We start from the raw sequence: 20,847 nt of genomic DNA, 5'->3' as shown, positions 1-20,847 counted from the left end.
GGCTCGTGCCCTGGCGGGCTTCCATTCAGAGAGTTTGTTCGGTTACGGCTCGGTTGCTTCAACCGAGCCGATTGGCGCACGCAGCTGATATATCAGCTGCTGCGCCAGCGCCTGCTGGACATCCACCAGCGGGGCTTCCACACCCATGGTGCGCATGTCGACCGTGGCCAGACCCGAGTATCCGCACGGGTTGATCCACGTGAACGGGGCCAGGTCCATCGCCACGTTCAGCGATACGCCATGGTAGGTGCAGCCGTTGCCGCGCACCTTGAGGCCGAGGGCGGCGATCTTCGCGCCCTTGCGTGGCCCTTGCGCGATATAGATGCCGGGCGCCCCGGCAACGCGTTCGCCCGCGAGATTATACGCCGCCAGCACCTCGATGACCGCCTGTTCGATTTTTGCCACAAACTGGCGGGCGTACAGCTTGCCGCCCGGCTTGTTGCGGCGCAGGTCCATCAGCAGGTAGATCACGACCTGGCCGGGACCATGGTAGGTCACCTCGCCGCCGCGGTCGGTCTGGACCACGGGAATATCGTGGGGCGCCAGCACGTGGGCGCGGTCGGCACCCAGGCCCAGCGTGTACACGGGAGGATGCTCGACGATCCACAACTCATCCTGCGTCTCCGGGGTGCGCGCGTCGGTAAAGGCGCGCATCGCGGCAAAGGTCGGTTCGTAGTCGGCGCGGCCGAGCTCGCGGATCAGCGGCGTGGCGGGACGGGTAGCGGACATGTGGGTATAGGGCGGGAATATGGACAGCCCTGTCATTATAAGCCAGCGCGATGCATCGTGCCCGCCGGCCGTCGATCCCGTTTGGCTCTTTAGAGGACCATCTTGACCATGTGGTGCGAGGACAGGGCGCGATAGACGTCGTCCAGCATCTCGCGGCTGGTGGCGCGCACGGTCACGGTCAGGCCGGTGTAGTTGCCCTTGGCGGAAGGACGGCTTTGCATCTTTCCGGCGTGGAAAGTCGGATCCAGTTGCGTAATCACTTCGACAATTGTCGAAGCGAAATCGACATGCGTCGCGCCCATCACCTTGATCGGGAAGTCGCTCGGGTATTCGATGAGGGATTCTTTCTGGTCCATAGTATTTGTCCTGTGCAAAGCGGCATTGTAGCCAATCCCATATGGTGCTGCAGGGGCGAAAAAAAAGGCCGGCGCTGTGGCCGGCCTGAACTATTCTTTTTGGAATGGGAAGAATAGCGGGACATGGGGGTCGCTCGGAGCAGCGCTGCTGCCTGCGAGCGAGTGATGCCACTGTATTCCTCCGCCGGCCACGCCGCGAGCGCTATGGGACGAACGGCAGCCTGGCGTGACGGGCGGCGCAAACGGCGGCATGGACGGCGCCGCCGCCGCCTTCACATCAGCGTTCTCTTTCGTTGGGCCGCCCGTGGTCCAGGGCTTCGGAGCGGCGTTCGAGCCTGGCGCGCGCCGGTGGCGGCGCGGGCGGGGCTGCCATCGGCGGAGGCGGCGGCGCCATCACGCGTGGCGGCGGGGGCGCGACCGCCTGCGGAGGCGGCATGCTCGGTGCGGCCGGCTGCGGCATCGCCGCCACCGGCTGCGGACGCTCGCGGCGGCCCTCGAATCGCTCGCCGCGGTCGCCACGCTCGCCACGGTCCCAGCGCTCGGCACGCTCGGGACGTTCGCGGCGCTCGTCCTCGCGTCCGCGTCCCCATTGCGGACGGGCGGGTTCCTGCACCACGGCCGGCGCCGGTGGTGGCGCGGTGGTGATCGCGCCCGGCTGGAACGGCTGCTGGCCCGGCGTTGCCGCCACCGGCGGACGGGGCGCCGGATTGGTCGTCAGCACCGGCGGACGCTGGCCGCGTTCGGCGCGGTCGCGGCCCCAGCCTTCGCGGTCGACGCGGTTCGGGATGCCGTCGCCATCCCGATCACGGTCGAAACGGTTGCGAATGCCGTCGCCATCACGGTCGGCACGGTCGCGGATGCCGCCGGGCCGGCTGTCGACCCGGTTCGGAATACCGTCCCCATCGCGGTCGCGCGGTCCGTCGATACGGTCGATGCGGTCGGGAATGCCGTCGCGGTCGCGGTCGCGGCGGGCGGCGCGGTCGCGCCATGTCAGCGGCGCCGGCGGCGCGGCGCCCGGACCGCTCGGGATGACGCCCGGCAGGGTGGCGCGCGGCACGTCCGGCACCACGACCTGGCCGCGCTGGCCGAAGTTCGCATGCGGGACCACGGTCAGGCCGCGCTGGCGGTAGTCGGGCACGCCCGGTCCGTCGCCACGGTCGCGATTGCGGTCGCGGCGGTCGCCGTCCTTGCGGTCGCGCCAGCTCCAGGAGTTCAGGCGGCGCAGGCGCTCGTCCGACAGGCGGTAGTGCGGCACGTAGTGGTCGCGCGGGCCGAGCGGGTACCAGCCGGTGGCCGGACGCGAACCGTGCTGGTGGAAGCTCGCGCTCCAGCCGCTGCCGCCGACCCAGCCGACCAGCGCCGGCGCCCAGATCGGACGGCGGCCGTAGTGTTCCTTGCGGCCCGGGGCCCAGGCCCAGCGGTTCTTCACGTGCACCCAGCGGCCGTAGTGGAAGGGCGCATAGCCCCAGGGCGCATTGTCGACCCAGGTCCAGCCCCAGGGGGCGATCCAGGTCCAGCGGCCGTCGCGGTAGGGCACCCAGCTCGAGGTGACCGACGGGATCCACAGCGGGCCGTACTCGATGTCGTCTTGCCAGATGCCGTGGCGGTCCAGCTCTTCATAGCCGGTCATCTCGGTGGTGACGTACTGCGCCGAGCGCGCACCGTCGAGCTCCCGGTCGCGCCCCAATGCCCAGTCGTCGAAAGCGTCGCGTTGCGCCTGTAATGTGCGCACGTCGTCGTCGCGCAGCTCGGCGCTGCGGCCGGCGCGGATGGTCAGGCTGGCGCCGCCGCCATCGACCTGGGCTTCGCCATCGAACACGCTGACCACGCTGGTATCGCGCACGCGCTCGGCATCCACGCGCAGGCGGCCGGGCTTGAGCATGCGCACGCGGCCCTGGGGCGTGCTCAGTTCGAATTCCGGCAGCACGTCCTCGCTCAGGATGCGGATGCTGGCGCTGCCGTAGTGCAGGCGCAGGCGCAGGCTGTCGTCGTCCAGTTCGCTCACTTCGAGCGAGCTGTCGCCGTCGATGCGGATCGCGGTCGAGCCGATCCGCACCTCGGTGCGTCCGTTCGGTTCGGTGGTGATCAGGTTGCGGCTGGTGACGGGCCAGTTGACCAGGGCGGCAGTGGCGGTTTCGCCCACGTCGCCGCTGATGCTGACCTTGCCCTGGGCCAGCGAAACGCGGCCGACGCGGCCCGGCGGCTCGGTCTCCAGCGTGCCCTGCGCCAGGGCGGCAGTGGATAAAGCCGTGAGCGCGAGCATCACGGCGGTACAGGCGAATCGCTTGTTCATGGGGGCTCCGCTAGGTGGACGAAGGACGGCTACCTGATTACAACGCACGAAGGCGTGCCGGGAATACGTAACTTACAGAAAGTTGCAACTGCTGTGTAACAGACACAGCAAGATACATGACTCAGGCGCGGCGGCCGGGTTCGACCAGGAACAGCAGGGTACCCATGACGACCAGCACGGCGCCGAAGATGCGGTTCTGGAGCTTCACGGCCCGCACGTCGCGCAGGAAACGCTGCATCATGGATGCCATGCCGGCATAGCCGTGCATGACGATCGAATCGATGGTCACCATGGTCACCCCGAGGATGGCCAGCTGCGGCAGCAGGGGCGCTTTCTGGTTGATGAACTGGGGCAGCACCGCGACCATGAAAATGATGCCCTTGGGGTTGGTGGCATTGGTGAGGAAGCCGGTCATCACGCGCTTGCCGAAGCCCGGGTGGGCGGGCAGGCCGGCGCTGCTCACCGCGCCGGCATCGGTGGCCGGCGCCGCCGGCGCGCGCCACTGCGCGATGCCCAGGTAGATCAGGTATAGCGCGCCGACGATCTTCACGGCGGTAAACGCCACCGAAGACGCCAGCAGCAGCGAACCCACGCCGGCGCCGGCGATCACCAGCACCAGGATCAGGCCGAGCTGCAGGCCCAGCACGGTAGCACTGGCTTTCTTCAGGCCGTACGCGAGGCCGTGCGACATCGACAGCACCGCGCCGGAACCGGGCGAAATGGCGATCAGGGAACCGGCGATGACGAAGGCGATCCAGGTAGCGAAGCTCATGCTGCTAGGGGAAAAGGAAGGGAAAGAGGGAGGAGGGTAATGCGAAACGGGCCAGCGCGCGCGTCCGGATCAACCGGAGCGCGGCGCAAGGCCAGGGTACTGCTTACTTCTTCTTTGGGTTGACAGCTGCTTTCAGCGTCGCACCGGCAGCGAAGCGCGGGGTCTTCGATGCTGCAATCTTGATGACGTCGCCGGTTGCCGGGTTACGGCCCTTGCGCGCAGCGCGCTTGGTGACCGAGAAGGTGCCGAAGCCGGTGATGCCGACCGTGTCACCCTTCTTCAGGCGCTCGGTGATGATCTCGATGATCGTGTTGACGGCGGTGTTGGCAGCCGCGCCGGACATCTCGGTGCGCTTCGCGAATTCCGCGATCAGTTCGCCTTTTTTCATAAGTCCCTCCGGGGTTAAAAGAGCGGGAAGATTAGCACAAAAGAATTGCTCTATGTAATCCCGTCCGGAGGCGAAGCGACGCGCAGCCTCAGGCCAGGCTGTTTTCGACGCTCGGCGCCGCCAGGCGGTGGCGCAGGGCGGCGTTGATCAGCGTCTGGTAACCGGTGCCGCAGCGTTCCGACAGGTTGCGGAATTCGTTCAGGACTTCGTCGTCGAGGTAGATCGTGATGCGGGTCTTGCGTTTCGGCGGACGGGCACGGCGCACAGGTGCTGCTTGCAGGGTCGATTCGGTATTCATGGCGTCTCCTTCGGTGGCGAGGCTGCAGTACCGCAGCCAACAGCCTGCACTATACGTACGCGATTTTCCGGACGCCCGGCAAAAGCGACGAGATGCAGATTTACGCGACTGAAATGCATAAAGCCGCGCTGAACCGTGTGACTGCAAATCACCGCTCAGGTAAGATGATATGAACTTGACATGATTGGAGCAACGATGGCTGGCAGCCTGTTATTACTACTAGACGATATTGCAAGTGTCCTCGATGATGTGGCCGTGATGAGCAAAGTGGCGGCGAAGAAGACTGCTGGCGTACTGGGTGACGACCTGGCGCTGAATGCGCAACAAGTTACCGGTGTCAATGCTGAACGCGAGCTGCCTGTCGTCTGGTCGGTAGCGAAGGGTTCACTCAAGAACAAGGCGGTCCTGGTGCCGGCGGCGCTGGCGATCTCGGCCTTCGTTCCATGGCTGATCACGCCGCTGCTCGTGATCGGCGGCGCCTTCCTCTGTTTCGAAGGCGCCGAGAAGCTGGCGCACAAGTTCCTTCACGGTAAGGAAGACGCAGAGCACAAAGCCGCACTGAGCGAAGCGCTGGTCAATCCCGCAGTCGACATGCACGCGCTCGAGCAGGAAAAAATCAAGGGCGCGGTTCGCACCGATTTCATCCTTTCGGCAGAGATCATCGTGATCGCCCTCGGCACAGTGGAAAACGCACCGTTCAGCCAGCAGGTCATGGTGCTGGTTACCATCGCGCTGGCGATGACGGTGGGCGTGTACGGCCTGGTGGCCGCCATCGTCAAGATGGACGATGTGGGCCTGTCCCTGAGCCAGAAAGCAAGCGGCCTGGCGCGCGGCACCGGCAATCTGCTGCTCGCGACGGCGCCCCGGTTGATGAAAGTCCTGTCGGTGGTCGGCACTGCGGCCATGTTCATGGTCGGCGGCGGCATCATCGCCCACGCCTGGGAGCCGCTGCACCATTTCGCGGAAGGCGCGGCGCAGGTGACAGCAGGCGTGCCGGGCGTCGGCGGCGTGCTGGCGGCAATCACCCCGACCATCGTCGATGCGCTGGCCGGCGTCGTGGTCGGCGCCCTCGTGCTGATGGTCGTGACCCTCGTGCAGCGCATGCGCGGCAAGAAAGCGCACTGAGCGCAGTCTCTTTTGTCGGACAGTCCATTGGCTGTCCGACTCCCTCTCCGCCGTTTCCATGGCCGTCCTGGCCAGTCATCCAAGCGCACGCCATCGACATGCCAGGCAGCGACTTGTCGCTTTTTGGTATCAGAAGTCACTCAGCGCGCATGATATCTCGTGAGTAATGTTGTCTAGACAAACAACTGTTTGACACGGTGTATTGACAGATACTCTGATCAGTAATCATTTCGTCTTAGCAATATTTGCTGACGACTGATCACAACACTCTTATTACTACAGGAGCATCTATGCGTTTCTCATCCGGGCGCTATCAGCTTAGCGTCGCCGCAATTGCAGTGGGCATGTTGATTTCCTCTGTCGCCGTCGCGCAGAGTTCCGAAGGCTCGATTTATGGCCGCGGCAAGCCCGGTGACAAGATCACGATCACCAGTATCGAGAACGGCGCGACGCGCCAGATCACGGTCGATGCGAACGGCACCTACACCGCCGCCAAGCTCCAGCCGGGTTCGTACCGCGTCGAAGGCGGCGGCATCACCCGTGACGTGAACGTCGCGATCGGTTCCGGTACCGCGGTCGACCTGGCGGTCGATAATGTCTCGCGCGTGGTCGTGAAAGGCGTGCGCAGCGTGATCGACGTCTCGAGCGTGGAATCGAACACGGTGTTCACCGCCGAACAGATGGCTGCGCTCCCGGTCGCGCGCGATGCGAACTCGTTCGCCCTGCTCGCTCCCGGCGTGATCAAGGGCGACGCCGACCTGGGCGTCGGCGGCCTGCCCTCCTTCGGCGGTTCGTCGGTTGCAGAGAACGGCTACTACATCAACGGCTTCGACGTGACCAACATCCGCAACTTCCTGTCCTACGCCAACCTGCCGTTCGACGCGATCGGGGCGCAACAGGTCAAGTCGGGCGGCTACGGCGCCGAGTTCGGCCGTTCGCTGGGCGGCGTGGTGAGCCTGGTGACCAAGCGCGGCACCAACACCTGGAAGGGCGGCGCATCGGTCTACTGGAACCGCAGGGGCTGCGTTCGAAAGGCAAGGACATTCCTGACCTGAACGATCCGGGCGCCAACAACTACATTTCCTTCCGCAAGGCGCGCCAGCAGACCGACCTGTCCTTCAACGTCTATGGCGGCGGCCCGATCATCCAGGACAAGCTGTTCGTATTCGGCCTCATCGAGGGCCGGCACGACCGCACCGACACCTTCTCGGAAGCGCTCAGCACCCGGACCACCTCCAGCAAGCCGAACGGCATGATCAAGGTCGACTTCATGCCGACCGACGCGCACCGCCTGGAGCTGACCGCGATCTCGAACGAGCACGAAGACGAGATCCTCGACTTTAACCGCGACATCGTCACCCGCCCCAACCAGAAGAACCTGACTTACCACCTGGGCGAACCGGCGATCAGCAAGATCACCTCGGGCGGCGAGATCCTGATCGGCAAGTACACCGGCTACCTGACCGACAACCTGACCGTGTCCGCCCTGGTCGGCGCCGTGAACGACCAGGTCGCCCATACCGTCGGCGCGCGCAACTCGGGCCAGGATTGCCCGGTCGTGCTCGACGTCGACCAGACCGAGATCGGCTGCTGGGCGATGCCGTTCCCGGGTGCTCCGGTGCGCGACCCGAATGCACGTCCGGTCGATGAAGACAAGCGCCGCGCCTTCCGCTTCGACGTCGACTATTCGCTCGGCAGCCACACGCTGCGCGCCGGTGTCGACCACCAGAAGTTCACCTCGTATGCAGGCGGCCAGTCGGATTACTCGGGCGGCTACTACTGGCGCTATTTCGTGTCGGATAACGGCACCGTCAACGGCGTGCCGAACGTCGTCGCGCCGGGCGGCCAATACGTGCGCCGTCGCGAGTCGGTGAGCACCGGCGGCAGCTTCGAGGTCGAGAACAGCGCCTACTACGTGGAAGACAACTGGAAAGTTACCCAGAACGTGCTGCTGTACGCAGGCCTGCGCTCGGAATCGTTCAACAACAAGAACGGCGACGGCGTCAGCTTCGTCAAGGCCGACCACTTGCTGGCGCCACGCCTGGGCTTCGCATGGGACGTGCAGGGCGATGCGACGCTGAAGGTGTACGCCAACGCCGGCCGCTACTACATCCCGGTCGCGTCGAACACCAACATCCGCGCTACCCAGGGCGAACTGTACGAGCAGCGCTTCTACACCTTCACCGGCCGCGATCCGCGCACCCAGGGTCCGGTGGGCGTGAGCGCCAACGACTTCGGCGTACCGCAGATCGTCGGTGACGGCTCGCTGCCGCACCCGGCGACCATCGCGGACACCAAGCTCAAGCCGATGTCGCAGGACGAATTCATCCTCGGTTTCCAGAAGGCGCTGGCGAGCGGCTGGAGCATGGGTGTGAAGGCCAGCTACCGCAAGGTCCAGGACGGCATGGACGACTTCTGCTCGCACATGGGCTTCGAGCGCTGGGCAGCCGACAACGGGCACAAGAACTTCGACTCGAGCACCATGGCGCAATGCCTCCTGCTCAACCCGGGCAACGACGTCAACCTGCAGATGGACCTCAACAACGACGGCAAGCTGACGGAAGTAGTGATTCCGGCGAAGTACCTGGGCCTGGAGAAGTACACCCGCAACTACTCCTCGCTCGAGTTCACCGCTGAGCGTCCGTTCAACGGCACCTGGGGCGTGGCCGCATCCTATACCCTGTCCAAGGTCAAGGGCAGCGCCGAGGGCTATGTGAACTCGGTCATCAACCAGGAAGATGCCGGTGTGTCGCAGGACTTCGATTTCGCGTCGCTGACCCACGGCTCGAACGGCTACCTGTCGAACGACCGCCGCCACGTGCTCAAGATGTACGGCAACTACGGCCTCACCAGCGAACTGCGCCTGGGCTTCAACGCCACGGTGTCGTCGGGCCGTCCGGTCAGCTGCATCGGCTTCGTGCCCGAGTCGGCAGACGACTACGACGACGCAGCCAACTACACCACCGCGTCGTCGTACTACTGCCTGAAATCGGGCGGCACGTCCACGCTGGTGCAGCGCGGTACCGCGGGCCGTACGCCATGGACCGGCTCGCTCGACCTGCAGCTGGCCTACATGCCGCGTGTCGCCAAAGGCAAGCTCACCCTCCAGGCTGACGTCTTCAACGTGTTCAACAGCCAGAAAGCGGTCGAGTTCGACGAGCGCCGCGACTATTCGCGTGACACCGTCGGCGAGGGCAAGCTGAACCTGAACTACATGCAGCCTACCTCGTTCCAGATTCCGCGTTCGGTCCGCGTGACCGCACGTTACGAGTTCTGACGATTCCCGGATAGGAGAGTCGGGGCCGCCTTCGCGCGGCCTTTTTTATTTCCGATATCAGGCCGGTAGCGCTTCCCGGCCAAGGCGCAGCGACGCGCGTGCATCGCGCACCCCCCAGGCAAACGCGCCCAGGGCCATCGCACTCAGCAACCAGCTGGCCCAGCCATGGTTCACCGGCGCCAGCCCGGTAGGCAGTGCGTGCCAGGCCAGCAGCGCCTGTCCGGTGAGCGTGACCATGATGCCGAGGTTCATGAACAGGAACAGGTGCAGGAAGCGTTCGCTGGCCGGCAGCTGGCGCACCTCGCCTTCGACCACCACGTCGCGCGCCGTGACCAGCAGTTCGCCAGCGAACAGCGCCACGATCCACCAGACAAAGGCCCCGTGCCACTCGAACCAGGCGAGCGAGGCGAACAGCGCGGCGAACAGGAATTCGCGCGCGCTGTGCAGGCGTTCTTCGGACACGCACTCAGGCCGCGAGGGCAGTTTCGCCAGCCATTCGTGGTTGATCGCCACGTCGAGGAAGCCGATGACCCCATGCACTATTAACGCATAGACATAGGGCGGCACGTTTTCTCTGCCTGCTCTAGACTACTTGCGACGCATTAGCGCGGCGCCCGCCGCCAGGCCCAGTGCAAAGCCGGCATACACGACGGCCAGCGAAGGCTTGGACAGGTGCTTTTCATAGCCGGGATGGAAGCGCTTGGGCGTCAGGTTGTAGTCGGCGAAGCAGGCGAAGGCCGAGGTGGCCGCCGCCGCGGTGAGCATGCCGACCGGCGTATTGCGGTCGAGATACTTGCCGGCGAAGCGCTCGAACAGGATCGACCAGAAGGTAGCGCTGGCGTGGTGGATCAGGTAGCCGGGCACCGTGTAGCGCATGGACGGGCCGCTGTGGCGCGCCGCCTTGTCGCCGTAGAGCCAGTGGCTGACCGCATTGGTGGGCGCGTAGGCGCTGCCGACTTCCTTCTTGCCGAGGGCCGCCAGCGCCACCGTCGACAGGATGCTGGAGGTGGCGCCGCCGACGAGGCCGCGCTGTAGTGCCGAGTTCCAGGCTTGCGTTTGCATAGGGTCCTCTTGATCGGGTTACACTTGAATTGCGTGAAAGGAAGCATGGATGCGGATCTTGCTGACGGGAGCCAGCGGTTTCATCGGACAACACCTGCTCCAGGCATTGCTGGCCGAAGGCCACCACGTCGTCTGCGCGGTGCGCCGGCCCAGGAGCAGTACCGAATCCGGCAACAGCGCGCGCCTCGCCTACATCCATGCGGACTTCACCCAAGATACCGATAAATCCGCCTGGCTGGCGCGCCTTTCCGGCATCGACGTGGTGATCAACACGGTCGGTATCTTCCGCGAAACCGGCAGCCAGACCTTCGAGCGCCTGCATACCGAAGCGCCGCGCGCCCTGTTCGCCGCCTGCGCCGAATCGCACGAGGTGCAGATGGTGATCCAGCTCTCTGCCCTGGGCGCCGACCGTGCCGCCGACACCCGCTACCACCTGTCCAAGAAGGCGGCCGACGACTACCTGGCCTCGCTTCCCGTACGCGCCTACATCGTGCAGCCCTCGCTGGTATATGGCAGCGAGGGAACCAGCGCCAGGGTGTTCCGCACCCTGGCCAGCATGCCGCTCACGCTGCGCTTCGGCAGCGCGCCCCAGCTGGTGCAGCCGATCCACATCGACGACCTGGTGGCGGCCGTCACCGGCCTGCTCAAGCACCGCCTGCCGCTGTCGCCCGCCAACGGCACGGCCTTGCGCGTGCCCCTGGTCGGGCCCCAGGCGATGCCCTTCACCGACTATCTGCAGGCGCTGCGGACAAGCATGGGAATGGGGCGCCAGCCCGTGTTGCCGCTGCCCGGCGCGCTGGCGCGCCTGATGGCGAAGTTCGGCCGCGTGCTGCCGGGCGGGCTGCTCGACGAGGAGGCGCTGCGCATGCTGGACCGCGGCAATGCCGGCGACGTGTCGATGACGACCCAGCTGCTCGGCCATCCGCCGCGCCCGGTACAGGACTTCATCCGCAACCCCGGCGCCGAGCGCACCCAGGCCAAGCTGGGCTGGCTGCTGCCGGTCCTGCGCCTGTCGATCGTGGCGGTGTGGATCATCACTGCCATCGTCTCCTACGGCCTGTATCCGGTCGAAGCGAGCTACGACCTGCTGGCCCGCACCGGCATTCCGCCGGCGCTGCAGCCCCTGATGCTGTACGGCGCCGCCACCTTCGACCTGGCGCTGGGCCTGGGCATCCTGTTGCTGGCGCGGCGGCGCTGGCTGTGGCTGGCGCAGCTCGGCCTGATCGGTTTCTACACCGTCGTCATCGCCATCAAGCTGCCGGAATTCCTGCTGCATCCCTACGGGCCGCTCACCAAGAACCTGCCCATGCTGGCAGCCATCTGGCTGCTCTACGAACTGGAGGAAACATAGATGGACTACGTCGTCGTCAAGTGGCTGCACATCCTGTCGTCCACCTTCCTGTTCGGCACCGGCATCGGCTCGGCCTGGTACATGCTGTTCGCCAACGTCAGCCGCGACGTGCGCGCGATCGCCGTGGTGGCCAAGTACGTGGTGGTGGCCGACTGGCTGTTCACGGCAACCACCGCGATCGCGCAGCCGCTGACCGGCTTCTACCTGATCCACCTGGCGGGCTACCCGCTGCACAGCAAGTGGATCATGTGGTCGATCATCCTGTACGTGCTGGCCGGTGCCTGCTGGCTGCCGGTGGTGTGGCTGCAGATCCGCATGCGCGACATCGCCCAGGAGGCGGCGCGCACGGGCACCGAACTCACGCCGCAGTACTGGCGCTTTTTCCGCATCTGGGTCACGCTCGGCGTGCCGGCCTTCATCGCCTTCGTGGTGATTTTCTGGCTAATGGTCGCCAAGCCGATGTGACCTTTAGAGCGCCTAACAATTCCCCCGATGGCTGCGTTGCATCGTCTCGCCGTACTAGCGTACTGTCTTCGACGATGCGCCTTGCCCTCGGGGTTTTGTTAGGCGCTCTTTTTGACAACCGATCATCCTCAGGAGAACCCCATGAAGGCATACCAGATTCTTCCCGGCGCGAACATCGACGGCCTGCAGTGCATCGACTACCCGGACCGCAACCTCGGCCACGGCGAGGTGCGCATCCGCGTACATGCGGTGTCGCTGAACTACCGCGACCTGATGGTCGCCAGCGGCAACTACCTCGTCACCGTGGACGATCCGATCATCCCCTGCTCGGACGGCGCCGGCGAAGTGCTGGAAGTCGGGCCGGGCGTCACGCGCGTACAGGTCGGCGACCGCGTGGCGGGCTCCTTCTTCCCTTACTGGCAGGACGGCATGACCTCGGCCGACAAGATCCGCCACGCCCTGGGCGGCGACATCGACGGCATGCTGGCCGAGGAAGTGGTGCTGCACGAGGACGCGCTGGCGAAGATCCCGGCCTCGCTGAGCTTCATCGAGGCCTCCACCATGCCCTGCGCCGGCGTCACCGCGTGGAATGCGATCTTCGTGTCCAGCAATGGGCTCAAGCCGGGCGACACCGTGCTGCTGCTCGGGACCGGCGGCGTCTCGGTGCTGGGCATGCAGCTGGCCAAGGCGGCCGGCCTGCGCACCATCATCACCTCGTCGAGCGATGAGAAGCTGCAGCGCGCCCGCCACCTCGGGGCGCACCATACGATCAACTACCAGGAAATCCCCGAATGGCACGAGGAAGTGCTGGCCATGACCCAGGGCAGGGGCGCAAACGTGGTGCTGGAAGTCGGCGGCAAGGGCACGGTCAACCGCTCGGTGTCGGCGGCGGCGATGGGCGGGACGGTGGCGATCATCGGCGGCGTCAGCGGCTTCGGCGGCGAGGTGAACCCCGCTTCGCTGCTGGCCACCGCCAAGCGCATGGTCGGCATCTTCGTGGGCAGCCGCACGATGCTGGAAGACGTGATGCGCTTCGCCGACGTCACCGGCCTGAAGCCGGTGATCGACCGCGTGTTCCCGTTCGCGCGGGCCCAGGAGGCCTACCGCTACATGGAATCAGGCTCGCACTTCGGGAAGGTGGTCATCGATGTGACCAGCCAGGATCACTAGAGGATCACTGACGCTTCTGCGGCACCAGTTCGATCTCGTACAGCCTGGGCCACAGCTTGCCGGTGACGAACAGGCGCTTGCCCTTGCTGTCCCAGGCGATGCCGTTCAGGACCGCGTCCGGGTCGAGGGTACCGCGCTGCGCCGGGGGCAGCAGGCCTTCGAGGTTGATCACGCCTTTCACCTTGCCGCTGCCAGGGTCGATGCGCAGGATCAGGTCGGTGCCCCAGACGTTCGAGAACAGCTCGCCCTCGACCATCTCGAGCTCGTTCAGCTGGGCGATCGGCTGGCCCTGGTGCGTCACCTGGATGCGGCGCACTTCCTTCATGGTCTTCGGTTCCAGCACGCGGATGAAGGAGCTGCCGTCGCTCATGTACACCGCCTTGGCATCGCTGGCCAGGCCCCAGCCTTCGCCGACGTACTTGAAGGTCTGCTTCAGCTTGAAGGTCTTCATGTCGAACACGTAGCCGACCTGCGAGGTCCAGGTGAGGGCAAGGATGCTGTTCCCGACCGGGGTCGAGCCTTCGCCGAAGACTTCCGCCGGCATGTCGGCCTTTTGCAGCACCTTGCCGCTGGCAAGGTCCACCTTGCGCAGCGAGGAGCTGCCGTTGCGGCCCGTCGTTTCGTACAGGTGGCCGTCGCGGAAGAACAGGCCCTGGGTGAAGGCCTTCGGGTCGTGCGGATAGCTGTTCTTGACGACGAAGCCGTAGACCGGGACGGCTGCCTGGGCGGGGACGGCAATGGCGGCGGCGAAGGCGAAGGTGGCGAGTGGTTTCAGCATGATGCTGAAACTCTAGCATGATCATGGGGTGCGCGCCGGAGCGCTAGAACAGCGACAGGTTCGGCGAGGGCTCCGGGGGTTTTTTGACCGTCTGCGGCGCCGCCCAGGTCTTCATGCCTGCCGCCGGATAGTGGCGGAGAAAACTGCGCGCCGTATCCACGTCGCGGCAGGCCAGCCAGTCCTCGAGTTCTTCCGGCCTGACCACGACCAGCGAGCGCTTCTCGTCGCCCGACTTGTGCATGCGCGACATCAAGGGGTGCTCGTCGGCGTTGATCGTGATCTGGGTGAACGAGGACTCGACCCGGCCGTCGGCCTCGGTCCACTCGCGCCACAGGCCGGCAACAAGGAAGGGGCTGTCGTCGTGCATGCCGATCGCATGGCGCAGCGCGCGGCCGCTTTCGTAGCAGGGCTCGTAGAACCAGCTCATCGGCACCGCGCACAGCTGCAGGCGGCGCCAGGCGGGGGCGAAGGAGCGCCGCTCGCCCAGCGATTCTGCGCGTGCGTTCATGGTGTCGAAGGGTTTCACCCCAGGCGGGATGTGACGGCGCGGCACCATGCCGTAACTGGCCAGGCAGACTTCAGGGCTGCCGTCGCGGCCGCGGCGCACGATCGGCGCGCTGTAGTCCTTCCAGACTTCGTCGGGCCAGCGCCAGTCGGCCGGCAGCTCGCTGAAGGCGCCGAGCGTGCCGAACTGTTCACGGGTGGGGGTATGGTAGTTGACGCACATGATCCGTCCAGCATAGTGCAACTACTAGAAATAGGCCAGCAGGCGTCCGCAGGCGATCACGCCGAACCACAGAGCCAGCGAGAGCAGGGCATGCAGCATGGCCCGTGGCGGCGCCCGGTCCGGCCAGGCCTCCGCCCGGCGGTAGGGTCCGGCGTGGAAGGCGAGCGCATTCAGACCGGCCAGGACCATCAGACCGAGCTTGAGCAGGAACACGCGGTTGGCCAGCAGGGCCAGCGGATCGGCCACGAACAGCAGCAGGCCGGTGGGGACCACCAGCAGCATGCTGCCGGCCGACCAGGGCAGCAGGTGGCGCGCCAGCGCCCTGACCGGCAGCTGGCGGCCGAAGCCGAGCACGCGCAGGTCGAACATCGCCGCCGCGCCCACCAGCACGGTGAAACCGATGATGTGGAGCGTCTCGACGGCCGGGTACAGCCAGGCGCCTTCGCGCAGGGCCTGCGCCAGCGGCAAGGACGCGGCGAAGCTCGCCGCGTCTTGCAGCATCAGCGCAGCTCCGTGGTCTTGTCCTTGATGGTAATGCGTTCGGCGCGCAGCTCGGTGGCCTTGCTGCGGTGTGGATAACCAACAACCGTGGCCTGGCCCCCCACTGCCAGGTTTTCCTTCGGCAAGCCGCGGTTTTCCATGCGTCCCGGCGGCGCCAGCACCACCAGCCAGGTCTTGTCGGCGGTCTTGAGGCGCACGAAGCCGTGCGGCTGCATGTATCCCGACTCCTCGATGGTGCCGGACAGGGTGAGCGGCTTGTCGGCGTTGTATTCGCTCCAGCCATGGTGGGCGGAAGCGGTGGTGGCGACCAGTGCAGCGAGTAAAAACCAGCGTTTCATGGACAGTCTCCCGTCAAGGAAAAGGCAAATTATTGTACGCCCAAATCTTGTGCACCCAGCCGACCCACGACTTCCAGCCGGTCCGGTCCCGGCCGCGCCACCACGATCTCGCCCTGCGCCACATATTCGTTCACCAGCGCGCGGATGTTGACGTCGTGCGTGACCAGCACCAGGTTGGCCTTGTTTCCACGCCATGCAGCGGCCCGGTCCAGCACTTCGCGGGTCTTGGCGCGTGCCGCGGCCTCGCTGTCGCGGAACAGGGAATCAAGCATCGGCGCTTCTTCCACCCGGCCGAAGGCCAGGCGGGCGGTGTCGAGGCAGCGGCACCAGCGGCTCGACAGCACCGGCCCGAGCGGGATGCCGCGTTCGCGGAAGGCGACGCCAATCGTGCGTGCGTCGCGCCTGCCCTGGTCCGACAGGTTGCGCTGGGTGCTGCACACGGCCAGCCGGAAGCCGGGCGGATCGCCGATGCCGGGATGGGTGGCGGCATGGCGGATCAGCAGCACGTAGCCGCCCTCCTGCAGGCGCTGCCAGAAGTCGCGCTCGGCCGCAGCCAGGCGGCCGCTGGCCAGCAGGGCAGATATTGCCAGGAAGCGTCGTCGCAGCATGCTTGTCCCCTCGGATCGGCTGTGGGCATTATCCTGCCCCGGCACATGGACGAGCGTACGGCTGCGGGGCAAGCAGGGATGCGGCATCGCCATGCGCCTCGCATGGACGCTAGCGGAGCCTCCCGCTACACTGGTTCGACGATGAACTGGAGAACACGATGCGCCTGACTGCCACTCTGCTCGCCGCCTGCCTGGCCTTGCCGTTGTCCGCCCAGGCCGACGAATCCTGCGGCGGGCTGGCCGGCGAACTCGCGGTCATGAAAGAGGCCGGCCAGGCACTGCGCAAGCGCATCGACTACCTCGCCCCCGAGAGCCCCGTTCAGCAGAAACTCTTGCAGCACGTCGAGCTGGTCGACCGCACCAACACGCAGCGCCTGAAGGCCCTGATGGCGCGCTGTGGCTGGCCATCGGCGGCCACGCATGGCGCAGGAGCAGTCAAGGATGCCTGGGTGGTGGTCCAGCAGGCAGAACGCGACCTGCCTTTCCAGAAGCAGGCGCTGGCCCTGGTCGAGCAGGCCGCCAGCGCGGGCGGCGACGGCCTGGACGAGTCCTTCGCCTACCTGTACGACCGCATCGCGGTCATGGAGAAGCGCCCGCAGCATTACGGGACGCAGCTGTCGGCCCCGACCGGGATTTACTGCGCCCTCGCGTTCGACCGCATGGACGACCGGGCGCAGGTCGAGGCGCGCCGCGCGCGGCTCGGGATGGCGCCGCTGGAGGCCTACCGGCGCGCGGTGCTGGAGATGCAGCGTTGCCCGGTCCCGCCGCGGGATCCTGCGGATTACCACTACGGGCCGCCGGCGCTCATCACACGAAAGTGAAGGTCAGCTCTTCCGGCAGGCGCGACTTCGGCAGGCCGGCATTGAAGTCGGCGCTCGAGCTGTAGCCGAAGCTGGCCAGCACCACGCTGGCCAGGCCCTGCTCGTGCAGGCCGAATTCCTCGTCCAGGATCTTCTGGTCGAAGCCTTCCATCGGCGTGGCGTCGATGCCGAGCGAAGCCGCGCCCAGCAGGGCGGTACCCAGCGCCAGGTAGACCTGCTTTTCCAGCCACTGCGGCAGGTCGCGCGTGATGTAGCGGTGGGTGCGCACATAGCCGCGCCGGCCCGCGTCCTGGCCCGCACGCGCCGCATCGTCGCGGAAGCGCCCGTCGCGCGCTTCCTGCGCCAGCAGGCGCTCCAGGTGGGCGTCGTCCATGTCGATGCGCGAGCAGAACACGATCACGTGCGAGGCATCGAGGATCTTCGCCGCGTTGTAGCCATAGCCGCCCTGCGCCGCCTTGGCCACCCGCGCCTTGCCCTCGGGGGTGTTGGCGACGATGAAGTGCCAGGGCTGCGAGTTCACCGACGAGGGGCTGTGGCGCAGCAGGCTGTAGACCTGCTGCATGAGTTCTTCGGGGACGCGGCGTTCGCTGTCGTAGGCCTTGGCTGTGTGACGCTTGCGGGCGGTTGCGAGAATATCCATCTTGTTCGTTTCCTTAGCTTGTTACATTGACTTAAAAATGTTCGAGCACGATCTTGCCGACCGCGCGGCCGCTCTCGATCAGGGCATGCGCGCGGCGCAGGTTCTGCGCCGAGATGCTGCCGTAATGCTCGCCGAGCGTGGTGCGCAGGCTGCCCTCGTCGACCATCTGCGCGACGAGGTTCAGGAGCTTGTGCTGCTTGATCATGTCGTCCGTCTCGAACATCGAGCGCGTGAACATCAGCTCCCAGTGCAGCGAGATCGACTTGCGCTTGAGCGGCACCGCGTCCAGGCTGGCCGGGTCGTCGATCAGCGCGAACTGCCCCTGCGGCGCCAGCACGTCGACGATGGCGGGATAGTGCTTGTCGGTGTGCGTCAGGCTGATGACGATGTCCACCGCCGGGAAGCCCAGCGCTTCGAGCTGCGGACGCAATGGCTGCGCGTGGTCGATGACGTGGTGGGCGCCGAGCTCGCGCACCCAGTTGCGGGTTTCCTCGCGCGAGGCGGTGCCGATCACGGTGAGCCCGGTGAGCTTGCGTGCCAACTGTAACAGGATCGAGCCGACTCCGCCGGCCGCGCCGATCACCAGCAGCGACTTCCCGCCACCGCCGCCCTCGGCGATGCGCAGGCGGTCGAACAGCAGCTCCCAGGCCGTGATCGCGGTCAGGGGCAGGGCGGCCGACTGGGCGAAATCGAGCGTTGCCGGCTTGCGGCCGACAATGCGCTCGTCCACGGCCTGGAACTGGCTGTTCGAACCGGGACGCAGCAGCGAGCCGGCGTAGAACACTTCGTCGCCTTCCTTGAACAGGCTGACGGCGCTGCCGACGCCGCGCACGATGCCGCTGGCGTCCCAGCCCAGCACGCGCGGTTCGGTGACCGGGCTGCCCAGGCGGATCTTGGTATCGACCGGATTGACGGAGACGGCGCGTACTTCCACCAGCAGGTCGTGCGGACCGGCCAGCGGCATCGGCAGCTCGATCTCCTGCAGGGACTGGGGGTCGCTGATGGGCAAGCCATGCTGGGTATACACTACTGCTTTCATGTTGAATCTCCGGTAAGTTTTGAGGTCAATGACGATTCTATGTAGCAGGCCGGAGATGAAAAACCCGGCTGGAGCGATTTCACTTTCACAGCTGGAGAGAAAATGATCAGGCTGGATGACCTGGCGCTGTTCGTCCGTACCGCGGCCCTGGGCAGCTTTTCGAAGGCCGCGCGCGAAGTCAACCTGCTGCCCGGGCAGGCCAGCGCGGCGATCGGGCGCCTGGAGCGCGAGCTCGACATCCGGCTGTTCGCGCGCTCCACCCGCAGTCTACGCCTGACCGAGGAAGGCAAGCGCTACCTGCCCTTCGCGCAGGACGCGCTGGATGCCCTGCGCGAGGGTCACGACGGCCTCCGGGGCGACGCCAACTGCCTGACCGGCACCCTGCAGATCGCGGCCCCCTCGGACTTCGGGCGCAATCTGCTGCTGCCCTGGATCTCGGAATTTCGCCGCGCCCATCCGGGGCTCGACATCCAGCTCCTGGTGTCGGACCAGGTGGCGGACGTGTTCCGCGACCCGGTCGACATCGCCCTGCGCTACGGGCAGATCGATGACGCCAGCTACGTCGCCCTGCCGGTCGCGCCCACTAACCGCCGCGTGCTGGTGGCCTCGCCCGCCTACCTCGCCCAGTACGGCGCCCCGGGCTCGCTCGACGCGCTGGCGGATCACAACTGCCTGCAATACCGGCTGCGCGGCCGCACCTACGACCGCTGGTCCTTCCCGACCGCGGAAGGCGCGCGGCTGGTGCAGGTGTCGGGGCGGCTGGTGAGCGACGATGCCGAGGTGGTGCGGCGCTGGGCGCTGGCCGGCGAGGGCATCGCCTACAAATCCTGGCTCGACGTCAGCCAGGACGTGGCGGAGAAGCGGCTGGAAGTGCTGCTGCCGGAGCTGCCGGGCGAGCCCACCCCGCTGCACCTGGTCTGCCCGCACCGCAGGCAGTTCTCGCCCGCGGTGAAGCTGTTGCATGCCCTGGTCGAAGAACGCTGCCGCCCGCTGGCGCGCGACGCCTAGGCTTCCTCGTTCATTTCCGCCGCCAGGGTGGCGACCAGTTCGCCCGCCGGCATGGCGCGCGCCTGGGCGAAGTTGGTGCCGCCCCAGTTGACCGAGTAATCCTGGCTGCCTTTGCTGGATGCGGCCGCATGCAGGGCCTTGGCGGCGTCGTAGGCGATCGGATAGTCCGGCAGCGGCGGATGGCCGTCGGCCCCGACCTCGAGGAACAAGCGGTTGACGATGCCGCGCGCCGGCCGGCCGGAGATCACGGCCGTGAGTTCGGTCTGCAGACCGCTGCCCTGCGCGATCAGCGCGCGGTGGTGCGGCGGGGCCGAGGACTCGGGACAGGCGATGAAGGCGCTGCCCATCTGGACCGCGCTGGCGCCGTGATAGAAGGCGGTGCGGATCTGTTTGCCGTCCATGATGCCGCCGGCCGCGACCAGCGGCAGCGCGAGCTTGTCGCGCAGCTGTTCCAGCAGCTCGAAGGTGGGCAAGGCCGGGTCGGGTGCGGAAGGATCGAAGATGCCGCGGTGTCCGCCCGCTTCGATGCCCTGGGCGACGATCACGTCGATCCCGGCCGCCTCGATCCGCTGCGCCTCGTCCAGCGAAGTCGCGGTGGTGAACAGGACGATGCCGGCGGCCTTCAGCGCGTCGATCCAGTCCTGCGGCGGCAGGCCGAAATGGAAGCTGACCACGGCCGGGCGCGTTTCCAGCAGCAGCTCGAGCATCGCCTCGTCCGCCAGGAAGCTGCGGTAGATTTCCGACAGCGCGGCAGGAGGCTCGGCGCCGAACTGTGCGAAATGCGGGCGCAGCCAGGCCAGCCAGGCGGCTTCGCGCGCCGGGTCGGCCTGGGCCGGCGCATGGGTGAACACGTTGGCGTTGAACGGCCGGGCGGTCTTCTCGCGCACTGCCGCGATGGCGGCGCGCGCCGCCTGCACGGTCGAGGTGCCCAGGGCGATCGAGCCGAGCCCGCCCGCTTCCGAGACGGCGGCGGCCAGCGCCGGGGTGGAGACGCCCGCCATGGGGGCCTGGATGATGGGGTAGCGGATGTCCAGCTTCGACAGCAGGTCGTGGCTCATGATGGCGGCTCCGTAGTCAAGGTGTCATCATGAGTATAGCGAG

At 66.5% G+C, this 20,847-nt stretch carries 24 protein-coding genes; 8 read left to right on the top strand and 16 right to left on the bottom strand.

Annotation, left to right across the window (positions count from 1 at the left end; all coding sequences use genetic code 11):
- Positions 1 to 42 precede the first annotated feature (42 nt).
- The 6 genes from lipB to YWC_RS28585 all read right to left on the bottom strand — a co-directional run bounded on the left by lipB (position 43) and on the right by YWC_RS28585 (position 4,836).
- The gene (gene lipB, locus YWC_RS0106875) at positions 43 to 729 is read right to left on the bottom strand and encodes a lipoyl(octanoyl) transferase LipB (protein ID WP_027864706.1); all 687 of its coding nucleotides are present in this window, start codon (positions 727 to 729) and stop codon (positions 43 to 45) included.
- Between the two features lie 89 nt (positions 730 to 818).
- Complete coding sequence (locus YWC_RS0106870; protein ID WP_027864705.1) at positions 819 to 1,085, bottom strand: HP0495 family protein; 267 nt, start codon at positions 1,083 to 1,085, stop codon at positions 819 to 821.
- Between the two features lie 277 nt (positions 1,086 to 1,362).
- Entirely contained in the window at positions 1,363 to 3,378 is a 2,016-nt protein-coding gene (locus YWC_RS28590) for a DUF6600 domain-containing protein (RefSeq protein WP_051306290.1), read from the bottom strand.
- 121 nt (positions 3,379 to 3,499) lie between these two features.
- Positions 3,500 to 4,150 carry a LysE family transporter gene (locus tag YWC_RS0106860; RefSeq protein WP_027864704.1) on the bottom strand — a complete coding sequence of 217 codons (651 nt, stop codon included), beginning with the start codon at positions 4,148 to 4,150 and terminating at the stop codon, positions 3,500 to 3,502.
- 103 nt (positions 4,151 to 4,253) lie between these two features.
- Positions 4,254 to 4,538, bottom strand: coding sequence for an HU family DNA-binding protein (locus tag YWC_RS0106855; protein WP_027864703.1), 285 nt, complete (start codon positions 4,536 to 4,538; stop codon positions 4,254 to 4,256).
- A gap of 88 nt (positions 4,539 to 4,626) precedes the next feature.
- Positions 4,627 to 4,836 (bottom strand): BrnA antitoxin family protein, encoded by a 210-nt coding sequence (locus YWC_RS28585; protein ID WP_036213385.1) that lies wholly within the window; start codon positions 4,834 to 4,836, stop codon positions 4,627 to 4,629.
- Between the two features lie 195 nt (positions 4,837 to 5,031).
- Between YWC_RS28585 and YWC_RS0106845 the strand changes: the two genes are divergently transcribed.
- The 3 genes from YWC_RS0106845 (at position 5,032) to YWC_RS28580 (ending at position 9,238) form a co-directional block, all read left to right on the top strand.
- A complete protein-coding gene (locus YWC_RS0106845; protein ID WP_027864702.1) occupies positions 5,032 to 5,961 on the top strand; it encodes a DUF808 domain-containing protein in 930 nt (309 codons plus the stop codon).
- A gap of 344 nt (positions 5,962 to 6,305) precedes the next feature.
- Entirely contained in the window at positions 6,306 to 7,016 is a 711-nt protein-coding gene (locus YWC_RS31485) for a TonB-dependent receptor (protein WP_051306289.1), read from the top strand.
- Positions 6,944 to 9,238 (top strand): outer membrane beta-barrel protein, encoded by a 2,295-nt coding sequence (locus YWC_RS28580; protein WP_443093621.1) that lies wholly within the window; start codon positions 6,944 to 6,946, stop codon positions 9,236 to 9,238. Before YWC_RS31485 ends, YWC_RS28580 begins: the two co-directional genes overlap by 73 nt.
- 57 nt (positions 9,239 to 9,295) lie before the next feature.
- Here YWC_RS28580 and YWC_RS28575 read toward each other — a convergent pair whose 3' ends face one another.
- Both YWC_RS28575 and YWC_RS0106830 read right to left on the bottom strand, forming a co-directional pair.
- Positions 9,296 to 9,778 carry a hypothetical protein gene (locus tag YWC_RS28575; protein ID WP_051306287.1) on the bottom strand — a complete coding sequence of 161 codons (483 nt, stop codon included), beginning with the start codon at positions 9,776 to 9,778 and terminating at the stop codon, positions 9,296 to 9,298.
- Positions 9,779 to 9,826: 48 nt separating this feature from the next.
- On the bottom strand, positions 9,827 to 10,300 hold the full coding sequence (locus YWC_RS0106830; protein ID WP_027864701.1) for a hypothetical protein: 474 nt from the start codon (positions 10,298 to 10,300) through the stop codon (positions 9,827 to 9,829).
- A gap of 49 nt (positions 10,301 to 10,349) precedes the next feature.
- Between YWC_RS0106830 and YWC_RS0106825 the strand changes: the two genes are divergently transcribed.
- From YWC_RS0106825 to YWC_RS0106815, 3 genes are all read left to right on the top strand, one after another.
- Positions 10,350 to 11,651, top strand: coding sequence for an SDR family oxidoreductase (locus YWC_RS0106825; RefSeq protein ID WP_027864700.1), 1,302 nt, complete (start codon positions 10,350 to 10,352; stop codon positions 11,649 to 11,651).
- On the top strand, positions 11,652 to 12,116 hold the full coding sequence (locus YWC_RS0106820; protein WP_027864699.1) for a DUF2269 family protein: 465 nt from the start codon (positions 11,652 to 11,654) through the stop codon (positions 12,114 to 12,116). It abuts the gene before it with no gap.
- A 141-nt stretch (positions 12,117 to 12,257) separates the two neighbouring features.
- Positions 12,258 to 13,286 (top strand): zinc-dependent alcohol dehydrogenase family protein, encoded by a 1,029-nt coding sequence (locus YWC_RS0106815; protein WP_027864698.1) that lies wholly within the window; start codon positions 12,258 to 12,260, stop codon positions 13,284 to 13,286.
- Between the two features lie 4 nt (positions 13,287 to 13,290).
- On the opposite strand, the gene YWC_RS0106810 is transcribed toward YWC_RS0106815, so the two are convergent.
- The 5 genes from YWC_RS0106810 to YWC_RS0106790 are packed head-to-tail and all read right to left on the bottom strand — an operon-like array spanning position 13,291 to position 16,238.
- Positions 13,291 to 14,064, bottom strand: a complete 774-nt coding sequence (locus tag YWC_RS0106810; protein WP_027864697.1) for a glutaminyl-peptide cyclotransferase — start codon at positions 14,062 to 14,064, stop codon at positions 13,291 to 13,293.
- Positions 14,065 to 14,107: 43 nt separating this feature from the next.
- On the bottom strand, positions 14,108 to 14,791 hold the full coding sequence (locus YWC_RS0106805) for an SOS response-associated peptidase (RefSeq protein WP_027864696.1): 684 nt from the start codon (positions 14,789 to 14,791) through the stop codon (positions 14,108 to 14,110).
- Positions 14,792 to 14,815: 24 nt separating this feature from the next.
- Positions 14,816 to 15,292 (bottom strand): hypothetical protein, encoded by a 477-nt coding sequence (locus tag YWC_RS0106800; RefSeq protein WP_036213381.1) that lies wholly within the window; start codon positions 15,290 to 15,292, stop codon positions 14,816 to 14,818.
- The gene (locus YWC_RS0106795) at positions 15,292 to 15,630 is read right to left on the bottom strand and encodes a DUF6152 family protein (RefSeq protein ID WP_027864694.1); all 339 of its coding nucleotides are present in this window, start codon (positions 15,628 to 15,630) and stop codon (positions 15,292 to 15,294) included. The genes YWC_RS0106800 and YWC_RS0106795 overlap by 1 nt, the downstream gene beginning before the upstream one ends.
- A gap of 29 nt (positions 15,631 to 15,659) precedes the next feature.
- A complete protein-coding gene (locus YWC_RS0106790; protein ID WP_027864693.1) occupies positions 15,660 to 16,238 on the bottom strand; it encodes a histidine phosphatase family protein in 579 nt (192 codons plus the stop codon).
- A gap of 158 nt (positions 16,239 to 16,396) precedes the next feature.
- Between YWC_RS0106790 and YWC_RS31480 the strand changes: the two genes are divergently transcribed.
- The gene (locus YWC_RS31480) at positions 16,397 to 17,059 is read left to right on the top strand and encodes a DUF6624 domain-containing protein (protein WP_051306286.1); all 663 of its coding nucleotides are present in this window, start codon (positions 16,397 to 16,399) and stop codon (positions 17,057 to 17,059) included.
- Here YWC_RS31480 and nfsB read toward each other — a convergent pair.
- The gene (nfsB, locus tag YWC_RS0106780) at positions 17,046 to 17,699 is read right to left on the bottom strand and encodes an oxygen-insensitive NAD(P)H nitroreductase (protein ID WP_027864692.1); all 654 of its coding nucleotides are present in this window, start codon (positions 17,697 to 17,699) and stop codon (positions 17,046 to 17,048) included. The genes YWC_RS31480 and nfsB overlap by 14 nt on opposite strands.
- A 31-nt stretch (positions 17,700 to 17,730) precedes the next feature.
- Entirely contained in the window at positions 17,731 to 18,738 is a 1,008-nt protein-coding gene (locus YWC_RS0106775) for a zinc-binding alcohol dehydrogenase family protein (RefSeq protein WP_027864691.1), read from the bottom strand.
- A 102-nt stretch (positions 18,739 to 18,840) separates the two neighbouring features.
- On the opposite strand from YWC_RS0106775, the gene YWC_RS0106770 reads away from it, so the two are divergent.
- The gene (locus YWC_RS0106770) at positions 18,841 to 19,746 is read left to right on the top strand and encodes a LysR family transcriptional regulator (RefSeq protein ID WP_027864690.1); all 906 of its coding nucleotides are present in this window, start codon (positions 18,841 to 18,843) and stop codon (positions 19,744 to 19,746) included.
- On the opposite strand, the gene YWC_RS0106765 is transcribed toward YWC_RS0106770, so the two are convergent.
- On the bottom strand, positions 19,743 to 20,804 hold the full coding sequence (locus tag YWC_RS0106765) for an NAD(P)H-dependent flavin oxidoreductase (protein ID WP_027864689.1): 1,062 nt from the start codon (positions 20,802 to 20,804) through the stop codon (positions 19,743 to 19,745). The genes YWC_RS0106770 and YWC_RS0106765 overlap by 4 nt on opposite strands.
- Positions 20,805 to 20,847: the final 43 nt, after the last annotated feature.

This window comes from Massilia alkalitolerans DSM 17462, from assembly GCF_000427785.1.
Classification (GTDB): Bacteria; Pseudomonadota; Gammaproteobacteria; order Burkholderiales; family Burkholderiaceae_D; genus Telluria; species Telluria alkalitolerans.
Note: the sequence above shows the minus strand (reverse complement) of the source record. Positions and strands in the feature narration are given on the sequence as shown.

Bases quoted from the DNA above. Each gene is read 5' to 3' on its own strand.
- lipB (WP_027864706.1), bottom strand. From the start codon at position 729: ATGTCCGCTACCCGTCCCGCCACGCCGCTGATCCGCGAGCTCGGCCGC.
- YWC_RS0106870 (WP_027864705.1), bottom strand. From the start codon at position 1,085: ATGGACCAGAAAGAATCCCTCATCGAATACCCGAGCGACTTCCCGATC.
- YWC_RS28590 (WP_051306290.1), bottom strand. From the start codon at position 3,378: ATGAACAAGCGATTCGCCTGTACCGCCGTGATGCTCGCGCTCACGGCT.
- YWC_RS0106860 (WP_027864704.1), bottom strand. From the start codon at position 4,150: ATGAGCTTCGCTACCTGGATCGCCTTCGTCATCGCCGGTTCCCTGATC.
- YWC_RS0106855 (WP_027864703.1), bottom strand. From the start codon at position 4,538: ATGAAAAAAGGCGAACTGATCGCGGAATTCGCGAAGCGCACCGAGATG.
- YWC_RS28585 (WP_036213385.1), bottom strand. From the start codon at position 4,836: ATGAATACCGAATCGACCCTGCAAGCAGCACCTGTGCGCCGTGCCCGT.
- YWC_RS0106845 (WP_027864702.1), top strand. From the start codon at position 5,032: ATGGCTGGCAGCCTGTTATTACTACTAGACGATATTGCAAGTGTCCTC.
- YWC_RS31485 (WP_051306289.1), top strand. From the start codon at position 6,306: ATGTTGATTTCCTCTGTCGCCGTCGCGCAGAGTTCCGAAGGCTCGATT.
- YWC_RS0106830 (WP_027864701.1), bottom strand. From the start codon at position 10,300: ATGCAAACGCAAGCCTGGAACTCGGCACTACAGCGCGGCCTCGTCGGC.
- YWC_RS0106825 (WP_027864700.1), top strand. From the start codon at position 10,350: ATGCGGATCTTGCTGACGGGAGCCAGCGGTTTCATCGGACAACACCTG.
- YWC_RS0106820 (WP_027864699.1), top strand. From the start codon at position 11,652: ATGGACTACGTCGTCGTCAAGTGGCTGCACATCCTGTCGTCCACCTTC.
- YWC_RS0106815 (WP_027864698.1), top strand. From the start codon at position 12,258: ATGAAGGCATACCAGATTCTTCCCGGCGCGAACATCGACGGCCTGCAG.
- YWC_RS0106810 (WP_027864697.1), bottom strand. From the start codon at position 14,064: ATGCTGAAACCACTCGCCACCTTCGCCTTCGCCGCCGCCATTGCCGTC.
- YWC_RS0106805 (WP_027864696.1), bottom strand. From the start codon at position 14,791: ATGTGCGTCAACTACCATACCCCCACCCGTGAACAGTTCGGCACGCTC.
- YWC_RS0106800 (WP_036213381.1), bottom strand. From the start codon at position 15,292: ATGCTGCAAGACGCGGCGAGCTTCGCCGCGTCCTTGCCGCTGGCGCAG.
- YWC_RS0106795 (WP_027864694.1), bottom strand. From the start codon at position 15,630: ATGAAACGCTGGTTTTTACTCGCTGCACTGGTCGCCACCACCGCTTCC.
- YWC_RS0106790 (WP_027864693.1), bottom strand. From the start codon at position 16,238: ATGCTGCGACGACGCTTCCTGGCAATATCTGCCCTGCTGGCCAGCGGC.
- YWC_RS31480 (WP_051306286.1), top strand. From the start codon at position 16,397: ATGCGCCTGACTGCCACTCTGCTCGCCGCCTGCCTGGCCTTGCCGTTG.
- nfsB (WP_027864692.1), bottom strand. From the start codon at position 17,699: ATGGATATTCTCGCAACCGCCCGCAAGCGTCACACAGCCAAGGCCTAC.
- YWC_RS0106775 (WP_027864691.1), bottom strand. From the start codon at position 18,738: ATGAAAGCAGTAGTGTATACCCAGCATGGCTTGCCCATCAGCGACCCC.
- YWC_RS0106770 (WP_027864690.1), top strand. From the start codon at position 18,841: ATGATCAGGCTGGATGACCTGGCGCTGTTCGTCCGTACCGCGGCCCTG.
- YWC_RS0106765 (WP_027864689.1), bottom strand. From the start codon at position 20,804: ATGAGCCACGACCTGCTGTCGAAGCTGGACATCCGCTACCCCATCATC.